Source organism: Paraburkholderia sp. RL17-368-BIF-A (genome assembly GCF_046054045.1).
In the GTDB taxonomy this organism is placed as follows: Bacteria; Pseudomonadota; Gammaproteobacteria; order Burkholderiales; family Burkholderiaceae; genus Paraburkholderia; species Paraburkholderia graminis.
The window spans coordinates 222583-236094 of record NZ_JARESN010000010.1 but is presented as its reverse complement, the minus strand read 5'-3'; the positions used below and the strand labels follow the sequence as shown (position 1 = coordinate 236094).

Annotated in this window: 12 protein-coding genes; 5 read left to right on the top strand and 7 right to left on the bottom strand. The window is 62.3% G+C overall.

Features of this window, described 5'->3' with window-relative positions; all coding sequences use genetic code 11:
• Positions 1 to 168 precede the first annotated feature (168 nt).
• From P0D87_RS19285 to P0D87_RS19275, 3 genes are all read left to right on the top strand, one after another.
• Positions 169 to 1758: a recombinase family protein gene (locus P0D87_RS19285; protein ID WP_321175828.1), complete on the top strand. Its 1590-nt coding sequence runs from the start codon at positions 169 to 171 to the stop codon at positions 1756 to 1758.
• A 170-nt stretch (positions 1759 to 1928) separates the two neighbouring features.
• Positions 1929 to 2075, top strand: coding sequence for a hypothetical protein (locus tag P0D87_RS19280; protein ID WP_321175827.1), 147 nt, complete (start codon positions 1929 to 1931; stop codon positions 2073 to 2075).
• On the top strand, positions 2075 to 2680 hold the full coding sequence (locus P0D87_RS19275) for a plasmid partitioning protein RepB C-terminal domain-containing protein (RefSeq protein WP_082367181.1): 606 nt from the start codon (positions 2075 to 2077) through the stop codon (positions 2678 to 2680). Before P0D87_RS19280 ends, P0D87_RS19275 begins: the two co-directional genes overlap by 1 nt.
• A 16-nt stretch (positions 2681 to 2696) precedes the next feature.
• Here P0D87_RS19275 and P0D87_RS19270 read toward each other — a convergent pair whose 3' ends face one another.
• The 5 genes from P0D87_RS19270 to imuA all read right to left on the bottom strand — a co-directional run bounded on the left by P0D87_RS19270 (position 2697) and on the right by imuA (position 9459).
• Complete coding sequence (locus tag P0D87_RS19270) at positions 2697 to 3059, bottom strand: hypothetical protein (protein WP_053860329.1); 363 nt, start codon at positions 3057 to 3059, stop codon at positions 2697 to 2699.
• 34 nt (positions 3060 to 3093) lie between these two features.
• Positions 3094 to 4056, bottom strand: a complete 963-nt coding sequence (locus P0D87_RS19265) for an SOS response-associated peptidase family protein (RefSeq protein ID WP_053860328.1) — start codon at positions 4054 to 4056, stop codon at positions 3094 to 3096.
• Between the two features lie 128 nt (positions 4057 to 4184).
• Positions 4185 to 7334 (bottom strand): error-prone DNA polymerase, encoded by a 3150-nt coding sequence (locus tag P0D87_RS19260; RefSeq protein ID WP_053860327.1) that lies wholly within the window; start codon positions 7332 to 7334, stop codon positions 4185 to 4187.
• Between the two features lie 6 nt (positions 7335 to 7340).
• Complete coding sequence (locus P0D87_RS19255) at positions 7341 to 8822, bottom strand: Y-family DNA polymerase (RefSeq protein ID WP_321175826.1); 1482 nt, start codon at positions 8820 to 8822, stop codon at positions 7341 to 7343.
• Positions 8752 to 9459, bottom strand: coding sequence for a translesion DNA synthesis-associated protein ImuA (imuA, locus tag P0D87_RS19250; RefSeq protein ID WP_053860326.1), 708 nt, complete (start codon positions 9457 to 9459; stop codon positions 8752 to 8754). The genes P0D87_RS19255 and imuA overlap by 71 nt, the downstream gene beginning before the upstream one ends.
• Before the next feature lie 83 nt (positions 9460 to 9542).
• Here imuA and P0D87_RS19245 point away from each other — a divergent pair, with 83 nt between their 5' ends.
• Complete coding sequence (locus P0D87_RS19245; RefSeq protein WP_053860325.1) at positions 9543 to 9860, top strand: hypothetical protein; 318 nt, start codon at positions 9543 to 9545, stop codon at positions 9858 to 9860.
• Positions 9861 to 10546: 686 nt separating this feature from the next.
• On the opposite strand, the gene arsA is transcribed toward P0D87_RS19245, so the two are convergent.
• The gene (gene arsA / locus P0D87_RS19240; RefSeq protein WP_408636995.1) at positions 10547 to 12322 is read right to left on the bottom strand and encodes an arsenical pump-driving ATPase; all 1776 of its coding nucleotides are present in this window, start codon (positions 12320 to 12322) and stop codon (positions 10547 to 10549) included.
• A 13-nt stretch (positions 12323 to 12335) separates the two neighbouring features.
• Entirely contained in the window at positions 12336 to 12701 is a 366-nt protein-coding gene (gene arsD, locus P0D87_RS19235) for an arsenite efflux transporter metallochaperone ArsD (RefSeq protein ID WP_053860862.1), read from the bottom strand.
• Positions 12702 to 12963: 262 nt separating this feature from the next.
• Here arsD and P0D87_RS19230 point away from each other — a divergent pair, with 262 nt between their 5' ends.
• The gene (locus P0D87_RS19230) at positions 12964 to 13485 is read left to right on the top strand and encodes a hypothetical protein (RefSeq protein ID WP_053860322.1); all 522 of its coding nucleotides are present in this window, start codon (positions 12964 to 12966) and stop codon (positions 13483 to 13485) included.
• Positions 13486 to 13512 lie beyond the last annotated feature (27 nt).

Below are 13512 nucleotides of genomic sequence, written 5' to 3'. Positions count from 1 at the left end.
AAGCGCGGTCACCGTGCATCGGACCTGCTGCCAACGTCCGCTCTTCACGACAAACCCAGCAGCCGGGCCGCGATCTGCATATGGCGCGTCATGGGAGCTGGCGCGTCTTGACTTGACTTACCCGGCAAAAACGCTATCACTGACGTGTGGCACCACTGGACATGCGGCATGCCTTCCGGACCTCGCCATCGAGCAGGACCCGTCGTGCGCCTATGTGCCGCGCAGTACATCCGCATGTCGACCGACCATCAGGAATATTCGCCGGTACTCCAGCGGCAGGCTATCGCCGAGTACGCACGCGCACACAACATCCACGTCGTTACCGATTATGAGGACGCCGGTATCAGCGGGCTGACCTTCCGGCAGCGGCCTGCGCTTGTGCAGCTTCTGCTCGACGTTGAAAACCCCAAACGCAAGTTCAGCAAGGTGCTGGTCTTCGACGTAAGCCGATGGGGACGCTTCCAGGATGTCGACGAGGCGGCGTTCTATGAATACGCGTGCAGGCGCGCGGGTGTCGAAGTCATTTATGTGGCCGAGTCTTTCGCAAATGACGGAAGTCCGGCGACATCCGTCATCAAGGCACTCAAGCGGGCGATGGCCGCGGAATTCAGCCGGGAGATGTCCCGCAAGGTGTTCCTGGGGCAGTGCCTTAACGCTCAACGCGGATTTCATGCCGGTGGGCCGCCCGGCTACGGACTGCAGCGCATCCTTCTTGACGGCAAGCGCGAGCAGAGACGTCCGCTTGGTCAGTACGAGTACAAGAGCGTGCAAACCGACCGTGTCGTCATCGCACCTGCACCGGCGACCGAGGCGTCGCTCGTCAGGAAGATGTACGAATGGTATGCAACGCAACCGGTGACCGGGGCGGGTATCGCGAGGCGGCTCAATGAGTTTGGCCTGCGCAACCGTCACGGGCGCCCCTGGCAGGCGCAGAACATCCGCCGGATTCTTCGCAGTGAGGCGTATATCGGCACGAACGTCTACAGCCGGACCTCGTCAAAACTTGACGGCAAGTGGGAGCAGGTGCCCCAGCACGACTGGATACGCGTTGAGGATGCGTTCGAACCAGTGGTGGAAAGGCGTGTATTCGCTTCCGTCCAGAAACGAATGAATTCCGCCCGGCGCAAACCCACACGTGAGGAAATTCTCGATGGCCTGCACAAGGTCATCAGGCGGGCCGGCGAGCTCAATCAGGCCACGCTGAGACGTTATCGCAGCGCCCCGTCCGTTGAGCAGGTCATGCGGGAGTTCGGTAGTCTCTACGACGCGTATGAGGCAGTCGGGTATGTGCCGAAGCTGGCCCCGGAGCGCTCTGCGAACAGGCACGCAGAGAGAAAAATTGAACAACAGGTCTCGCAGGTCGCCATTCAGACGTTGCAGTCCCACGGCCACGAAGTCCGTTACGAAAAGCACACCAGCACATTTTGCGTCGACAACTGGCTGAGACTGAACCTTGCCGTTCGCAGCCCGTGGCTCATCGGCGGCCACCTGCCCTATTGGGTCGCACGTTGGCCGGACAGCTTCCCTGTCGACTTCCTTGTCTATGGCCGCATTGAACGGGCAGGCACAGACCTGCTCGACTTCCATATCTTCCCGCGAGGCAGTCTGGTGCCTGGAGCATTCACCGTTGTCTGCCGCCACGGACAGACGCATTTCGGCATGTACCAGCGGCCCGACCTGCGCTCACTGCTGGCTATCGCCGAGCGCGTACCCCTCGCAATAACGCCGGTTGATGGCACGACCGGGAGCGGACAATGAAGCCGGCACACGGCGGTGCACGAAGTGTCGCGGGGAAAGCTGCACCTGGTGGTCGGCATGACAAGACGGTGCCTCATACGCCAGGCGCGCGCGGTCGCCCAACTTCGGAGTCGAAGGCGCAATCGGTTCTGACACAGGAACTGCGCAGACAACGCAACATCGTGAGTCGCATGAGCGATACCGACCGCGAAGTTACGGTGGTACTCGACACTCTGAGCGAGCTGATGCGTGACCAGGGGTTCGTCGCGCTAATGAACACCCGGGGCTTCACGACGCTTCCCCGGCTTCTTCACGAGCGCCTGACCGGCTGTCCGTGATGAAGAAAGTGCAGCGTCCACGATTCATATGCCGCACCGTTAGCTCAGGCAATCCGGTGCCCGTGAATCTCTGCCCCGAAGCCGCAGCGATGGTGGCGGAACAAACGCTGCCAGCACGGACAGCGCAGGCGCTCGAGAAAATGTCCCCGGCGCGCCAGGTTGAGGCCGTCTCCATGATGGTCCGGCAGGACAATCTCACCGGCGATTTCGCTCGCGCACTGCTGGCAGCGACGCCCGCGAGCATGCGCGTAGATGCTGCGCATGGTCACGTTTCGCATCCTGATTGCGTGCGTCGACTGGGTGGCATCGTGCAACGACTCACCGCACTACAGCAGGATGCGCAATGCCTGCGGTCTCGCCATGACGAGAACCTGCTATTGCTGACTTTGGCTGCCGGTTGGGCCAGAGGATGGGTTCGCGACGCCGTCATCGCGCAATGGCTTAAGGCGCGCCGACCCGATTACGCTGCGGTGCTGGAGCGCCTTGTACAGGACGCGGACTACGCGATTGTGCCGGGCCGCCGCATGAAGCTTGCCTACGAAGTTGCCGGCGGCATGGTAGCTGCCGCGCATCGAAGCAAACGACGCAAAAGAAGGTGTCTCTAGGCAGTGAAAATTTGCTTCAGAAGGAGCCCGAATCAACCAGGTGCGTGAGGCAGTGCTGGTAGATTTCCCGCGCCAGGGGCGAGCGGAAGTCGAGCCGCAGGTTTTCGCAAAAGAGCGCCGGGACGGATTTGGGCGTCACGGCCGGTTGCAATGTCTTCTCGAGACGTCGGGCGATATCCACTGCCTGGGCGGACAGCATCACGCGCTGCATGACATCGGCGCCTCCCCCGTTCGTTTTGAGCCAGAGCTGCGTTGACTCGACGACATGCTCGACCGACAGCCATTCGCCCGTCATCTGCCGGGCAAGCAGATGCGCTGCGACGAGGTAGGCAAGCAGTTCCGCGCGGGCGCGCAGGTCAAGGTTAAGCGGGTTGTTCACTCTGTCGCATCAGCCATAGTTCGGTTAAACGGAGTCAGGCGGCCAGCCGATGCTTGTAGTATGGCCGGTCCCTGTCGTCCAGTATCGCGTACATTGCCTCGAGGTTCGACGGGTCAGGGTTGAGCCAGGCGTCGACGTTTTCCGGCTTGATGGGGATGATGCACCGGTCGTGACCGGCAGCTGCAATCTCCGGTGGCGGCTCGTCGGTGATAGCGGCGAACGAGAGTAAGTCGGGCTCACCGGGCGCAGTCCATCGCGACCAGAGGCAAGCCACGTGCATCAGTTCGCCGTTTGCCGGACGGAATTCGAGCACTACGTTCTCGTCGCGCTCGTGCGTCTCGAGAAGCGTGCCTTCAAATTTGGCTTTGCTCACGTTCTCGTAAAAGACCTCGACCAGCAGAATGCCGTGAGTATGTCCAAAGCACGGTTTCCAGAATCCTTGCAGGCTGTCCCTGCGGGCGTTATAGGTTCCGGGGAATTTGATATCGTAAGACGCCGGTTTGCCTGCAATGCGGCATTGATAACGCATCGGCTTGACGACGCGCTTTCCCTTTTCTGAAATCATCACGGGCGCGTAGTGACCTGGGAAAATGCGCGAGTCCCGCGGTTCAGGCTCCGTGCGCTGGAGGTCGTCAATTCTGGCTTTGGCCCAGGCAATCTTGTCGGTCGCTATGCGCCGACTTTCGGTGGCCGCCTTCGTAATTTTCGTCTGCAGCGTACGCTCGGCATCGGCCAGCCGCTTGCGCTGTTTGAACAGTTCCTGCTCGAGCTTTGTCGCCTGTGCAGCATTGAACCGGCCGATGAGGGTAGCGATTTCTCGTTCCGCTTCGTTCTCTGGTTGCGCGAATGCGGCCTCCACGGCCTTCGGTACCTTCGCCTTGCTGATGTCTTCGGCCCGCTCAAAAAACAGGCGCGCAAACTCATGAATGTCCATGATGGCGCCGAAGGTCCGCACAAATTTTCGGTAGTCCGCGACTATCTGGGCCGAGTAGCACATCGGTTCCTCCGGTATCCCTCACATGAGTGGGCCGCTGATGAAGGGCCTTTGGCTGGAATCTACACCGAATCTACACCTTTACTGCTCGCCGGCGGTCGGCGTCGGCAACCGCATGAAGCGGCCAAGCGTCAGCAGAAATTCCTGCTGACAGAATGCAGGCCGCCCAGCAGATGCGACATGTCGACGAGCCGCTGCGCTACCAGATGGCGCACTTCGCCCTGACACTGCCAGACCCCGTAGACGGCGAGCAGCGACGCACTGAGCGCCTCCTTGCGCTGCTTCTCGAGCAGACTCGGCCAGATGATGACGTTCACGTTGCCCGTTTCGTCTTCAAGCGTAACGAACACCACGCCCTTGGCCGTGCCAGGCCGCTGGCGCACGGTGACGAGACCACAGCCGCGCGCAAGCCGGCCGTCCCGGTAGGTGCGCAACGTGGCCGCGGGCATGAGGCGATTGGCGAGCAACTGCGGGCGCAACAGTTCCAGCGGATGACGACCGAGCGTCAGGCCCACCGAGCGATAGTCCGCCACGATGTCGTTCGCTTCCGAGGGCGCGCCGAGTTCCGGCGTTTCATCCTCGACGGCCGCGGCGGCCAGCATGTCTTTCTCAGGGACAGCGGCCACCGACTGCCAGAGCGCCTCGCGCCGGTTGCCGGCAAGCGCGGCGAACGCATTCGCGTCGGCGAGAATATGCAGGTCCCGACGGTCGAGCGCCGCGCGGCGCGCGAGGTCCTTCACGCTCGCGAAAGGCCGTACCGCGCGCGAGTTCTCAATCCGCTCGGCCGTGCCTTCCTTCATGCCACGCAGCAGCGAGAGACCCAGGCGCACTGCGGGCCGCTTCTCGTTGGCCATACGTTCCAGGGACGAATTCCACCCGCTAATGGTCACATCGACCGGCAGCACCTTGACGCCGTGGCGCTGCGCATCCTGCACGAGTTGCGACGGTGAATAAAAGCCCATCGGCTGGCTGTTGAGCATCGCGGCGAGAAATGCCTCAGGCTCGTGACATTTCAGCCAGCTGCTCGCGTACACGAGCAGCGCGAAACTCGCCGCATGGCTTTCCGGAAAACCATACTCGCCGAAGCCCTTTATCTGTTCGAAGATGGCTTCGGCAAACGCAAGGTCATAACCCCGCTCCTGCATCCCAAGGACGATGCGGTCATAGTATTTTCCGAGGCCACCCTTGCGCTTCCACGCGGCCATTGCGCGGCGCAGCTGGTCTGCCTCGCCCGCGGTGAAGCCCGCGGCGAGAATGGCCACCTGCATCACCTGCTCCTGGAAAATCGGCACGCCGAGCGTGCGACCCAGTGCGGTCTTCAGTGCATCGCTCGGATAGGTGACCGGCTCAAAGCCCTGGCGGCGGCGCAGATAAGGATGAACCGCTCCGCCCTGAATCGGACCCGGCCGCACGATGGCCACTTCAATCACGAGGTCGTAAAACGTGCGCGGTCGCATGCGTGGCAGCATCGACATCTGCGCGCGCGATTCAATCTGAAAGACGCCGACCGTGTCGGCGGCCGAAATCATGTCGTAGGTGGCCTTGTCTTCCGCGGGAATGTCCTGCATCTCGAAGCGCTCACCGCGCTGCTCCGACACGAGGTCGAGCGTGCGGCGGATGGCTGAGAGCATGCCAAGCGCGAGTACATCAATCTTGAGCAGTCCGAGCGATTCGAGGTCGTCCTTGTCCCACTGGATGACGCTACGTTCGGGCATCGCGGCATTCTCAACGGGAACGAGCCGCGTGAGCTTGCCGCGGCTGATGACGAAGCCGCCTGAGTGCTGCGACAGATGCCGCGGAAAGCCATACAGTTGCGCGGCGAGCGTGGCCCACGCGCGGATGAGCGGCGTGTCTGGATTCAACCCGCATTCCTCGAAGCGTTTCAGCAGGTCGGCACTGTTATCGAACCAGTGATGCGACTTGGCGACCGCATCGACTATCTGCATATCGACACCCAGCGCCTTGCCCGTTTCGCGCAAGACGCCACGCGCACGATACGTCGAAACCGCAGCGGCAATCGCCGCGCGGTCGCGACCGTACTTGCGATAGATGTACTGAATCACTTCTTCGCGCCGCTGATGCTCGAAGTCGACGTCGATGTCAGGCGGCTCCCCGCGCTCTTTCGAGATGAAGCGCTCGAAAAGCATGTTGCCGCGTGCGGGGTCCACCTCCGTGACACCGAGGCAGTAGCACACTGCGGAATTGGCCGCCGACCCTCGCCCCTGACACAGGATGTGCTGACTGCGCGCAAAGCGCACCAGGTCGTAGACCGTCAGAAAATACGGCTCGTACTGCAGGTCGCCAATCAGTTCAAGCTCGTGCTCAATCTGCTCCTGCACGTGATGCGGAATGCCCGACGGAAAGCGCCGCTGTGCGCCGATGTACGTCTCCTGTCGCAGATAGGCGGCGGGCGTGAATCCGGGCGGCACCAGTTCGTCCGGATACTCGTAGCGCAATTCGTCCAGGGAGAACGTGCAGCGCGCGGCAATGTCGACCGTTGCGGCAAGCGCATCCGGTGAATACAGATTGGCGAGCCGCAAGCGCGAGCGCAGATGCTGCTCGGCATTGGGCGCGAGGTCGTAGCCGCATTCATGAACCGGCTTGCCGACCCGGATGGCGGTTATCGTGTCCTGCAGGGGTTTCCTCGAGCGCACGTGCATCAGCACTTCGCCGAGTGCGACCACCGGCACGTCGCGGTTGCGCGCGACGAACTCCACCGCGCCACGGTGAATGTCGTCCATGGCGCGCTGATGCAGCACGAGACCGACCCATGCGCGCCCCGGAAATGTCTCGTCCAGCCATTCGACCTGCGCGTCGAGCACGTCTTCCTTTGCGGCGAAGCTCGGTACCAGAATAGCCAGGCAATCCGGCACGCCCAGCAGGTGCCGGTATTCCTTGTCGGGCCGCGACAGGTCTTGTGGCGTGAGCCGGTATTCGCCTTTCGGCGCGCGCGTGCGGGCGAGCGTGATGAGCTCGGAGAGGTTGCCATATCCTTCGCGATTTCTGACAAGCAGGATGAGTCCGAATGCCGGCGAACCGTCCGCGTTCACCAGACGGAAGTACGAGCCGACGATGAACGGCAGCTTCGCTTCTTTCGCCGCCACGTGCGCCCGCACGACGCCAGCGAGCGAACATTCGTCGGTAATCGCGAGCGCCGAATAGCCGAGCTGCGCGGCGCGCTCAGCGAGTTCCTCCGCGTGCGAGGCACCGCGCAGGAACGAGAAGTTCGACAGGCAGAAAAGCTCGGCATACGCCGGCAGCATGGTGAAGGTGGTGTCCACGGCGCGTCATCCAAAGAGGCCGTGCAGGAACCAGCGCTGGTCTTCTTCGGCGTCACGGCTGCTCACGCGCTCGCGGTAAATCCAGTAACAGCTCTGGTCGTCGGCCTGGGCGACGAAGTAGTCGCGTGTAACCAGCTCGCCATCGAACCAGCCCGCCTCGATGCGCTCGCCCGGCGACACCATCCGCAGCGGCGAACCATAGAACGGGCGGTGCTGGCGCATGAGCAGGCGCACCGGCGTATCGAGCATCCACGTCGGTCGCGGCAGGCCCTCCGGGATGACCACAGGCTTCGCGGTTTCGGTGACCGGCACCCATGAGTTGGCAACTTCGGGGCGATGGTCAGCGCTTGGCGCCGGCCGCAGCACATTGTCCTCACCGAGCCGCGCGACGAGTAATTCGAGTAGCCGTGCGTGGTCTTCCTTCGAGCCCCCCGGCTCGGGGAAAAGCGTGTCGGACGCCGGCGCAGCTGACTCGACCTTTGATGCGTCAAGACGCAATGCAATAACCGGCGCGGTGAGCTCGATGCGATGCAGCCGCTCCTTGAGCAGCCTCACGAGGTGCTCTTCCCGCCAGGTGGGCTCACCCAGTGCAATGTCGATGCTGGTCGGTTCGATGGCGTCACGCCCGCGCTCGTGCTCGAGCGACAGGCGCACCGCGCTCACCGCGAGCTGCTTTGCGCAGAGCCACCCGCACAGTTGCACGATAAGCCGGTGTGCGCCGAAGACTGCGCCGTCCGCGTGTTCGAGCCGGTCCGGCATCTCGATGCGCGCGGAAAACGTGGGCGGCAGTTCCAGCCAGTCGAAGAGTTCCGGCGCGGTGCCAAACGCGCGGTCGAGCGAATCGAGCAGGTGTTCGCCACAGCGCCGCTGCAGTCCGGCGCGCGGCAACCGGCGGATGTCGGCGATGGTTCCGCAGCCGAGCCCGCTGAACCAGTCGGCGAACTGCCGTACTTCGGGGACGGCGACCATGGGCAGACTGGCAAGCCGCTGTTCGAGCGTGGAGAGTTTGAGCACGCGCCGCGCACCATGCCCTTTCGCATGGCGGGCCAGCAGCCATGCGCCCTGGCCGGTTGGTGCGGCGCTGATGCGCGCGGTAAGACCAAGCGTGGCGAGCAGCGCCTTGGCTTCGCGGCACAGCGCGAGCAGTCCGCCAAAGAGGCGCAGGCTTGCGCCGACCTCGACGACAACGGTCGCTTCATCGAGCAGCGCGACTTCGGGCGAAAAGCGCATCAGCGCAATGCCGACATCGCGCTGCGCCGCCCGCTCGCGGGCGAAGTCGCGCTCGTGCATTTCCGTGTCCGGTGAGAGCGTCAGCACGCCACCGCGCTTCATCCCGAGCCGCACGCCTGCCGCGCGCGCGACGCTGTCCGCGATGACGACCTTGTCCTTCTCGAGCACGACGCTGCCGTGAAGCGGCTCAGGCGACCACCTCGGTCTGAAGACTTCGAGCGGCAACTTCGGCAGGTGAGCGGCGAGAAAGACGCGCATGTCGTGACAGCAGAACAGGAGTGGGTTGAAGGGGAATCGAGAGAGGCTCCGTGCGCGAGGGCCCTCGTCGTTTCACGATGTCGACGGTTAGCCCGTCGGCCGATGGTTTGAGCGCCAGGCGCAGGAGCGCTGGCGACGCGTCCTGTGCGCTCGCAAGCGGGCGCACCATGACGAATAGCGTTTCCGACGACTGCGCGGCCAGATGCAGGCGCCGCAGCGATGAAGCCTGCGCGTACTGCGCCCAGAAAATCAGCGCACCGCAGCTTCCCGCGCGGAGAATCTGTTCCGCGGACCAGTGTGCATCCGCGGTTTTCTGCGCCTTCACGCGCAGCACCTGCTCGAGCGACAGACCGATGTAGCTGAGCCCTAGGCCGTCCGGGGTATGCGGCGGCTGCAGAAATGCGACTGGGCGGTCGTCTACGGCACTCAGCGCGGGCCGCAGCAGCCGCAGTTCACCCACGCCTGGTTGCTGGACAAGCAGGTCTACCAGCGCACCGACCGGCCACCCGCCTCCAGGCAGTTCGGAAGAGAGCGCCGGATAGCCCGTATCGACCACCCGCCCCCGGCCCCGCGCGAGCTGCGACGCCCGCCACAGGGACGGGTGTATCGCTTCGGGGGACGGCAAGGGGGATGTCATTGCGGGAAAACCTGTATGGATGTACAGTATCCTACACGGATTTCCGTAACGGCGAACAGGCACTTTTTTCGGGAGCGAGACGGATGGATTTGCGTATCCGTGAACCGGTCAGCCATCCGATGCCGGAAATTGCGGCGTTTGTGGCGCAGATGAAATCAGCGTTCGGCGAGCAGGAAATCAACGAGGCGATTCGCCGTGGCAAGGCCGGCGAGCCGACGTTTTACGCCGCCGAGAACGGCCGTACCGTTGGTACAGCGAGTCCAGTCACTGCAAATGCATGGCGAGTCACCGAAGCCATTCGGGACCGCCACTATTGCGCCGGCTGTCGCGGTGGATGCATGCATCAGCCGATGGGTTGCAAAGAGTGGCAGCAGAGAGAAGCAGGCAAGGGGAAATCGTGAGAAAACTTGGAGTTGCGTTACTGGCCGTGGCGTTCGCGCCGGCGGCTTTTGGGGCTGGCACCTATTCGGAAGTGTGGAATCCGCCTGAGGCACGCGCGACTGCCCCGCACCGGGTGGGTACCGCACAAAGGCTCGCAGTACGACGCCACGTGGCCTTGCACGCGAAGAAGGTGCGTTCGCCGCGCGCGTTAGCAACTGCTCCACGGCTCGTGGCGAAGCAGGGCAATGCGCAAAAAACCTTGCGCATGGACGAACCGGACATGTCCGAGATTCCGCGGCAAACCACGCCGGAAGGCAACGTGCTTCGCGTGAGAGGCCACGCGGCATCCGCCCACGTCGTCCGCTAATGCAATCGCAGAAGTACCGCGGCTATGACGTATGGGGGCATGCCATCGTTGAGGAAAATAACGACGACCATCGGCCAGAACGTTTTGCCGCGAGCGGGACCATCACCCATGGAGGCAAGCTAGTTCAGGTGTCGGGCGTTTTAGGCCATTTTGAAAGTGAGGAGCTTCGATGATACGAATGAGTAAAGACATATCTAGCGAACAAGGTTTTAATTTTTTGCGGCGGCCACTTTAGGCGAATCCGCCTTTCTGCGATACCCTGCTCGGCCGCCAGAGTCGTGGTGGCTGTTTTTTGGGGTCAGTCTGTGGCGTCTGGTGTCAGTGAGTGCGCGCACGTCGCTACGAGCTTTGCTTCGCCCGCTGATGTCCGCGCGCCAACTCTTCCAGACCCCGCAGACCAACGGGCGCGTGCGCCTGCCACGGCAGCAACACGGCCCGATTTGCGTTCTGCCTCACCACGCGCTCGATGTAAGGAATTTCGTACCGGCCTCGCTCAGCGAGCGCCGGGTCTCGAGTGCCACTTGCCAGCAGGCTCTGGTCAATGACCCAGGCATACGGTTCAATCTGGGCCCGGCGGAGGTCGGCTTGTAATCGTTCCGCCTCATGAACTGGCGTCGCCTCTGCGAGCGTCACAATTATCACGTGCGTAAACTGGGGGTCCCGCAGACGCGGCAATAGCTGACGAACCGCTTCGGGCATATCACCCTGAGTGCGCATGACGTCGCGATGGTAGGCCTCTGCGGAGTCCATCAACAGAATCGTGTGCCCAGTCGGGGCCGTGTCGAGGATGACGAACGAATCCCGGGCTTCATCCACCGTACGCGCGAACGCGCGAAAAATCGCTATCTCTTCGGTGCACGGCGAACGCAGGTCTTCCTCGAGCATCGCCTTCGCCTGGGAATCCAGTTGAGCACCAGCCTTGCCAAGAACCTCATCGCGATAGCGGTTGACTTCCAGTTCCGGGTCAATGCGGCTCACCCTCAGGCCTGGAAGGCATTCCTGGAGCGTCCACGCCACGTGTGCGGCCGGGTCCGTGGTGGATAGCAGGACTGCATGCCCGCGCTGCGCCAGTTCAAGCGCTATTGCGGCAGCCACTGTCGTCTTGCCCGCGCCCCCCTTGCCCATCGTCATGACAAGGCCATGTCCCGCCTTTTCAAGGACGTCAATGAGCGGTAAAAGACCGCCGGGCAACTTCATGCTCAACGCGGTATCTGTCCTGGGCGCGGAAATCTGCTCCGGGTGCAAATATGCCCTTAACGCTCCCAGTCCAACCAATCCCTTGGGAATGAATCCCGTTTCGCTTCGCGGAAGTGCTGCGAGACCCTGCGGCATTGCTTTTATGGCGGTAGCCTGCTGCTCCTCCATCGCGCGGGCGATATCATCGTCGGGAGACGCAGATTTGAAAACGCCATTGACAGCGAGCACAAGGTTTCGGACCCCGAGGTCGGCCAGTTCGATACGGGTTCGCTCCGCCTCACGGAATGCAGATGCCTCCGGTCGGGTCACCAGGACCACAGTAGTGCGGTCGTGGCTGGTCAGTGCCGCAACAGCCGCAGCATACAGTTGCCTGTTTTGCTCGAGGCCTGCCAGAGGCCCGAGGCATGAATTGCCGCTTGTGTTCGTCGACAGGAAGTTGCTCCATGCCGAGGGCAGAGTAAGCAAACGCAATGTGTGCCCCGTGGGCGCGGTATCGAAGATGACGTGGTCGTACTCCCTCGCGGTGGTACTACCGCCCAGCAGGTCGGCAAAGGCATCGAACGCCGCTATCTCGACGGTGCAGCCACCGGAAAACTGTTCCTCCATCCGGCGAATTGCCGCGCCGGGCAACACACCACGATAAGGGCTGACCATACGTTCACGATAGGCCGCCGCAGCCAGCGCCGGGTCGATGTTCAGGGCGTGGAGATTTGGAACCTGGGCGACGGGCGTTGGCTGCCCGGAAAGTCGGGTCTCCAGCACCTCATCGAGATTCGACGCTGGGTCGGTGCTGACCAGCAGCACGGTCTTACCCTTTTCGGCCAACTGCAGCGCTGTTGCGCAGGCGAGCGACGTCTTACCGACGCCCCCCTTGCCAGTGAAAAATAGATGACGAGTTGTAACGGCAGGAAGCGTCATATCGGTGCGCCGGTTAACATTCGCCGGGCTTGCAACCGCAGGCTCCGGCCTTGAGGTGCAGCTTTTCGGCGGTGGGAACCTTGAGCCCCAGTTTCTGAATCAGTTGAGCACGTGACGGATACACCCCGACCGAGATAATCCGGCCATCCACCGTTGCGATAGGCAGGCGGTCCATGCCCGCATGCAGTTCCCGGACCACTTCGGGATTGGCCGCGAAGGCTGCCGCGTCGTGTCCCAAGCCGTGCCGAACGACTTCGACACCATGTCCAGCAAGCCAAAGAACGTCAGCGCTGAACTGAACAAGCGCCGGGTCAACGTCAACGCCGCAGACGCCGGTCGCACAGCACATGGCCGGCTCAAACATTTCAAGTTTGCTCATCATTGCTCCCACGAATTCCGCTTGTCCGGCAGCCAGACCACAGCCGCGTCCACCTCGTCATGCTCGTCGCTCTGGACGACGAGTCATTGACCTCGGTCAAGTCACAGACGATGGAATGACATCTCCCCCGCACGGCGAATCCGATCGATTCAAGCTAGTTCGTTGACAAGCGTCAAGGGAAGGTCGGTGGTGATATGTAGCCTTGTCTGCACGATAACTGCACGCGCTCTGCCGGCGTGTCGTGTTTCCCAAAGGAGGAAATATGAAAAAGTTTCTAGTCGCGATGGCTGCCGGTATCGCGCTGGCATCCGCAGTCTCGCAAGCTGCCTCCAAGGACACAAGTGCGCCGCAAAGCAGTTCGAAATCGCAGCCTCCAGCCGCTGCGGAGTTCGACAAGAATCTGGCCCAGGTTCAGGAGCAAATGAAGACAATGCAAGCGCAGATGGACCAGATTCGCAAGACTCAAGACCCTCAGGAACGCCAGAAACTACTTGAGCAGCACTGGGCCACGATGCAAAGCGCGATGACAATCATGCACGGCATGTGGGGCCCCGGGATGATGGGCCATGGAATGGGCCCAGGAATGATGGGTGGGGCCGGCCCGGAAATGATGGGGGGCGGCTGGGGGCATATGGGCGGCTACTACTCGCGCCTGACACCCGAGCAACTGCGGCAGCGTCAATACATGACTGACCAATACCTGCAGATGCAGCAGGAGATGATGAACAACATGATGTGGCAGCAGCAATACCGCGGCGCGCCACCACCTGCCAATACAAAGTAGGCATGCTGAACAATCGAGTCACTGACG

What these genes read in the sequence shown, in the direction of transcription:
- P0D87_RS19255 (WP_321175826.1), bottom strand. Translation starts at nt 8,822, where the DNA reads ATGCGCGTCTTTCTCGCCGCTCACCTGCCGAAGTTGCCGCTCGAAGTC.
- P0D87_RS19280 (WP_321175827.1), top strand. Translation starts at nt 1,929, where the DNA reads ATGAGCGATACCGACCGCGAAGTTACGGTGGTACTCGACACTCTGAGC.
- P0D87_RS19285 (WP_321175828.1), top strand. Translation starts at nt 169, where the DNA reads ATGCCTTCCGGACCTCGCCATCGAGCAGGACCCGTCGTGCGCCTATGT.
- arsD (WP_053860862.1), bottom strand. Translation starts at nt 12,701, where the DNA reads ATGAGCAAACTTGAAATGTTTGAGCCGGCCATGTGCTGTGCGACCGGC.
- arsA (WP_408636995.1), bottom strand. Translation starts at nt 12,322, where the DNA reads ATGACGCTTCCTGCCGTTACAACTCGTCATCTATTTTTCACTGGCAAG.
- P0D87_RS19265 (WP_053860328.1), bottom strand. Translation starts at nt 4,056, where the DNA reads ATGTGCTACTCGGCCCAGATAGTCGCGGACTACCGAAAATTTGTGCGG.
- P0D87_RS19230 (WP_053860322.1), top strand. Translation starts at nt 12,964, where the DNA reads ATGAAAAAGTTTCTAGTCGCGATGGCTGCCGGTATCGCGCTGGCATCC.
- P0D87_RS19275 (WP_082367181.1), top strand. Translation starts at nt 2,075, where the DNA reads ATGAAGAAAGTGCAGCGTCCACGATTCATATGCCGCACCGTTAGCTCA.
- P0D87_RS19245 (WP_053860325.1), top strand. Translation starts at nt 9,543, where the DNA reads ATGGATTTGCGTATCCGTGAACCGGTCAGCCATCCGATGCCGGAAATT.
- imuA (WP_053860326.1), bottom strand. Translation starts at nt 9,459, where the DNA reads ATGACATCCCCCTTGCCGTCCCCCGAAGCGATACACCCGTCCCTGTGG.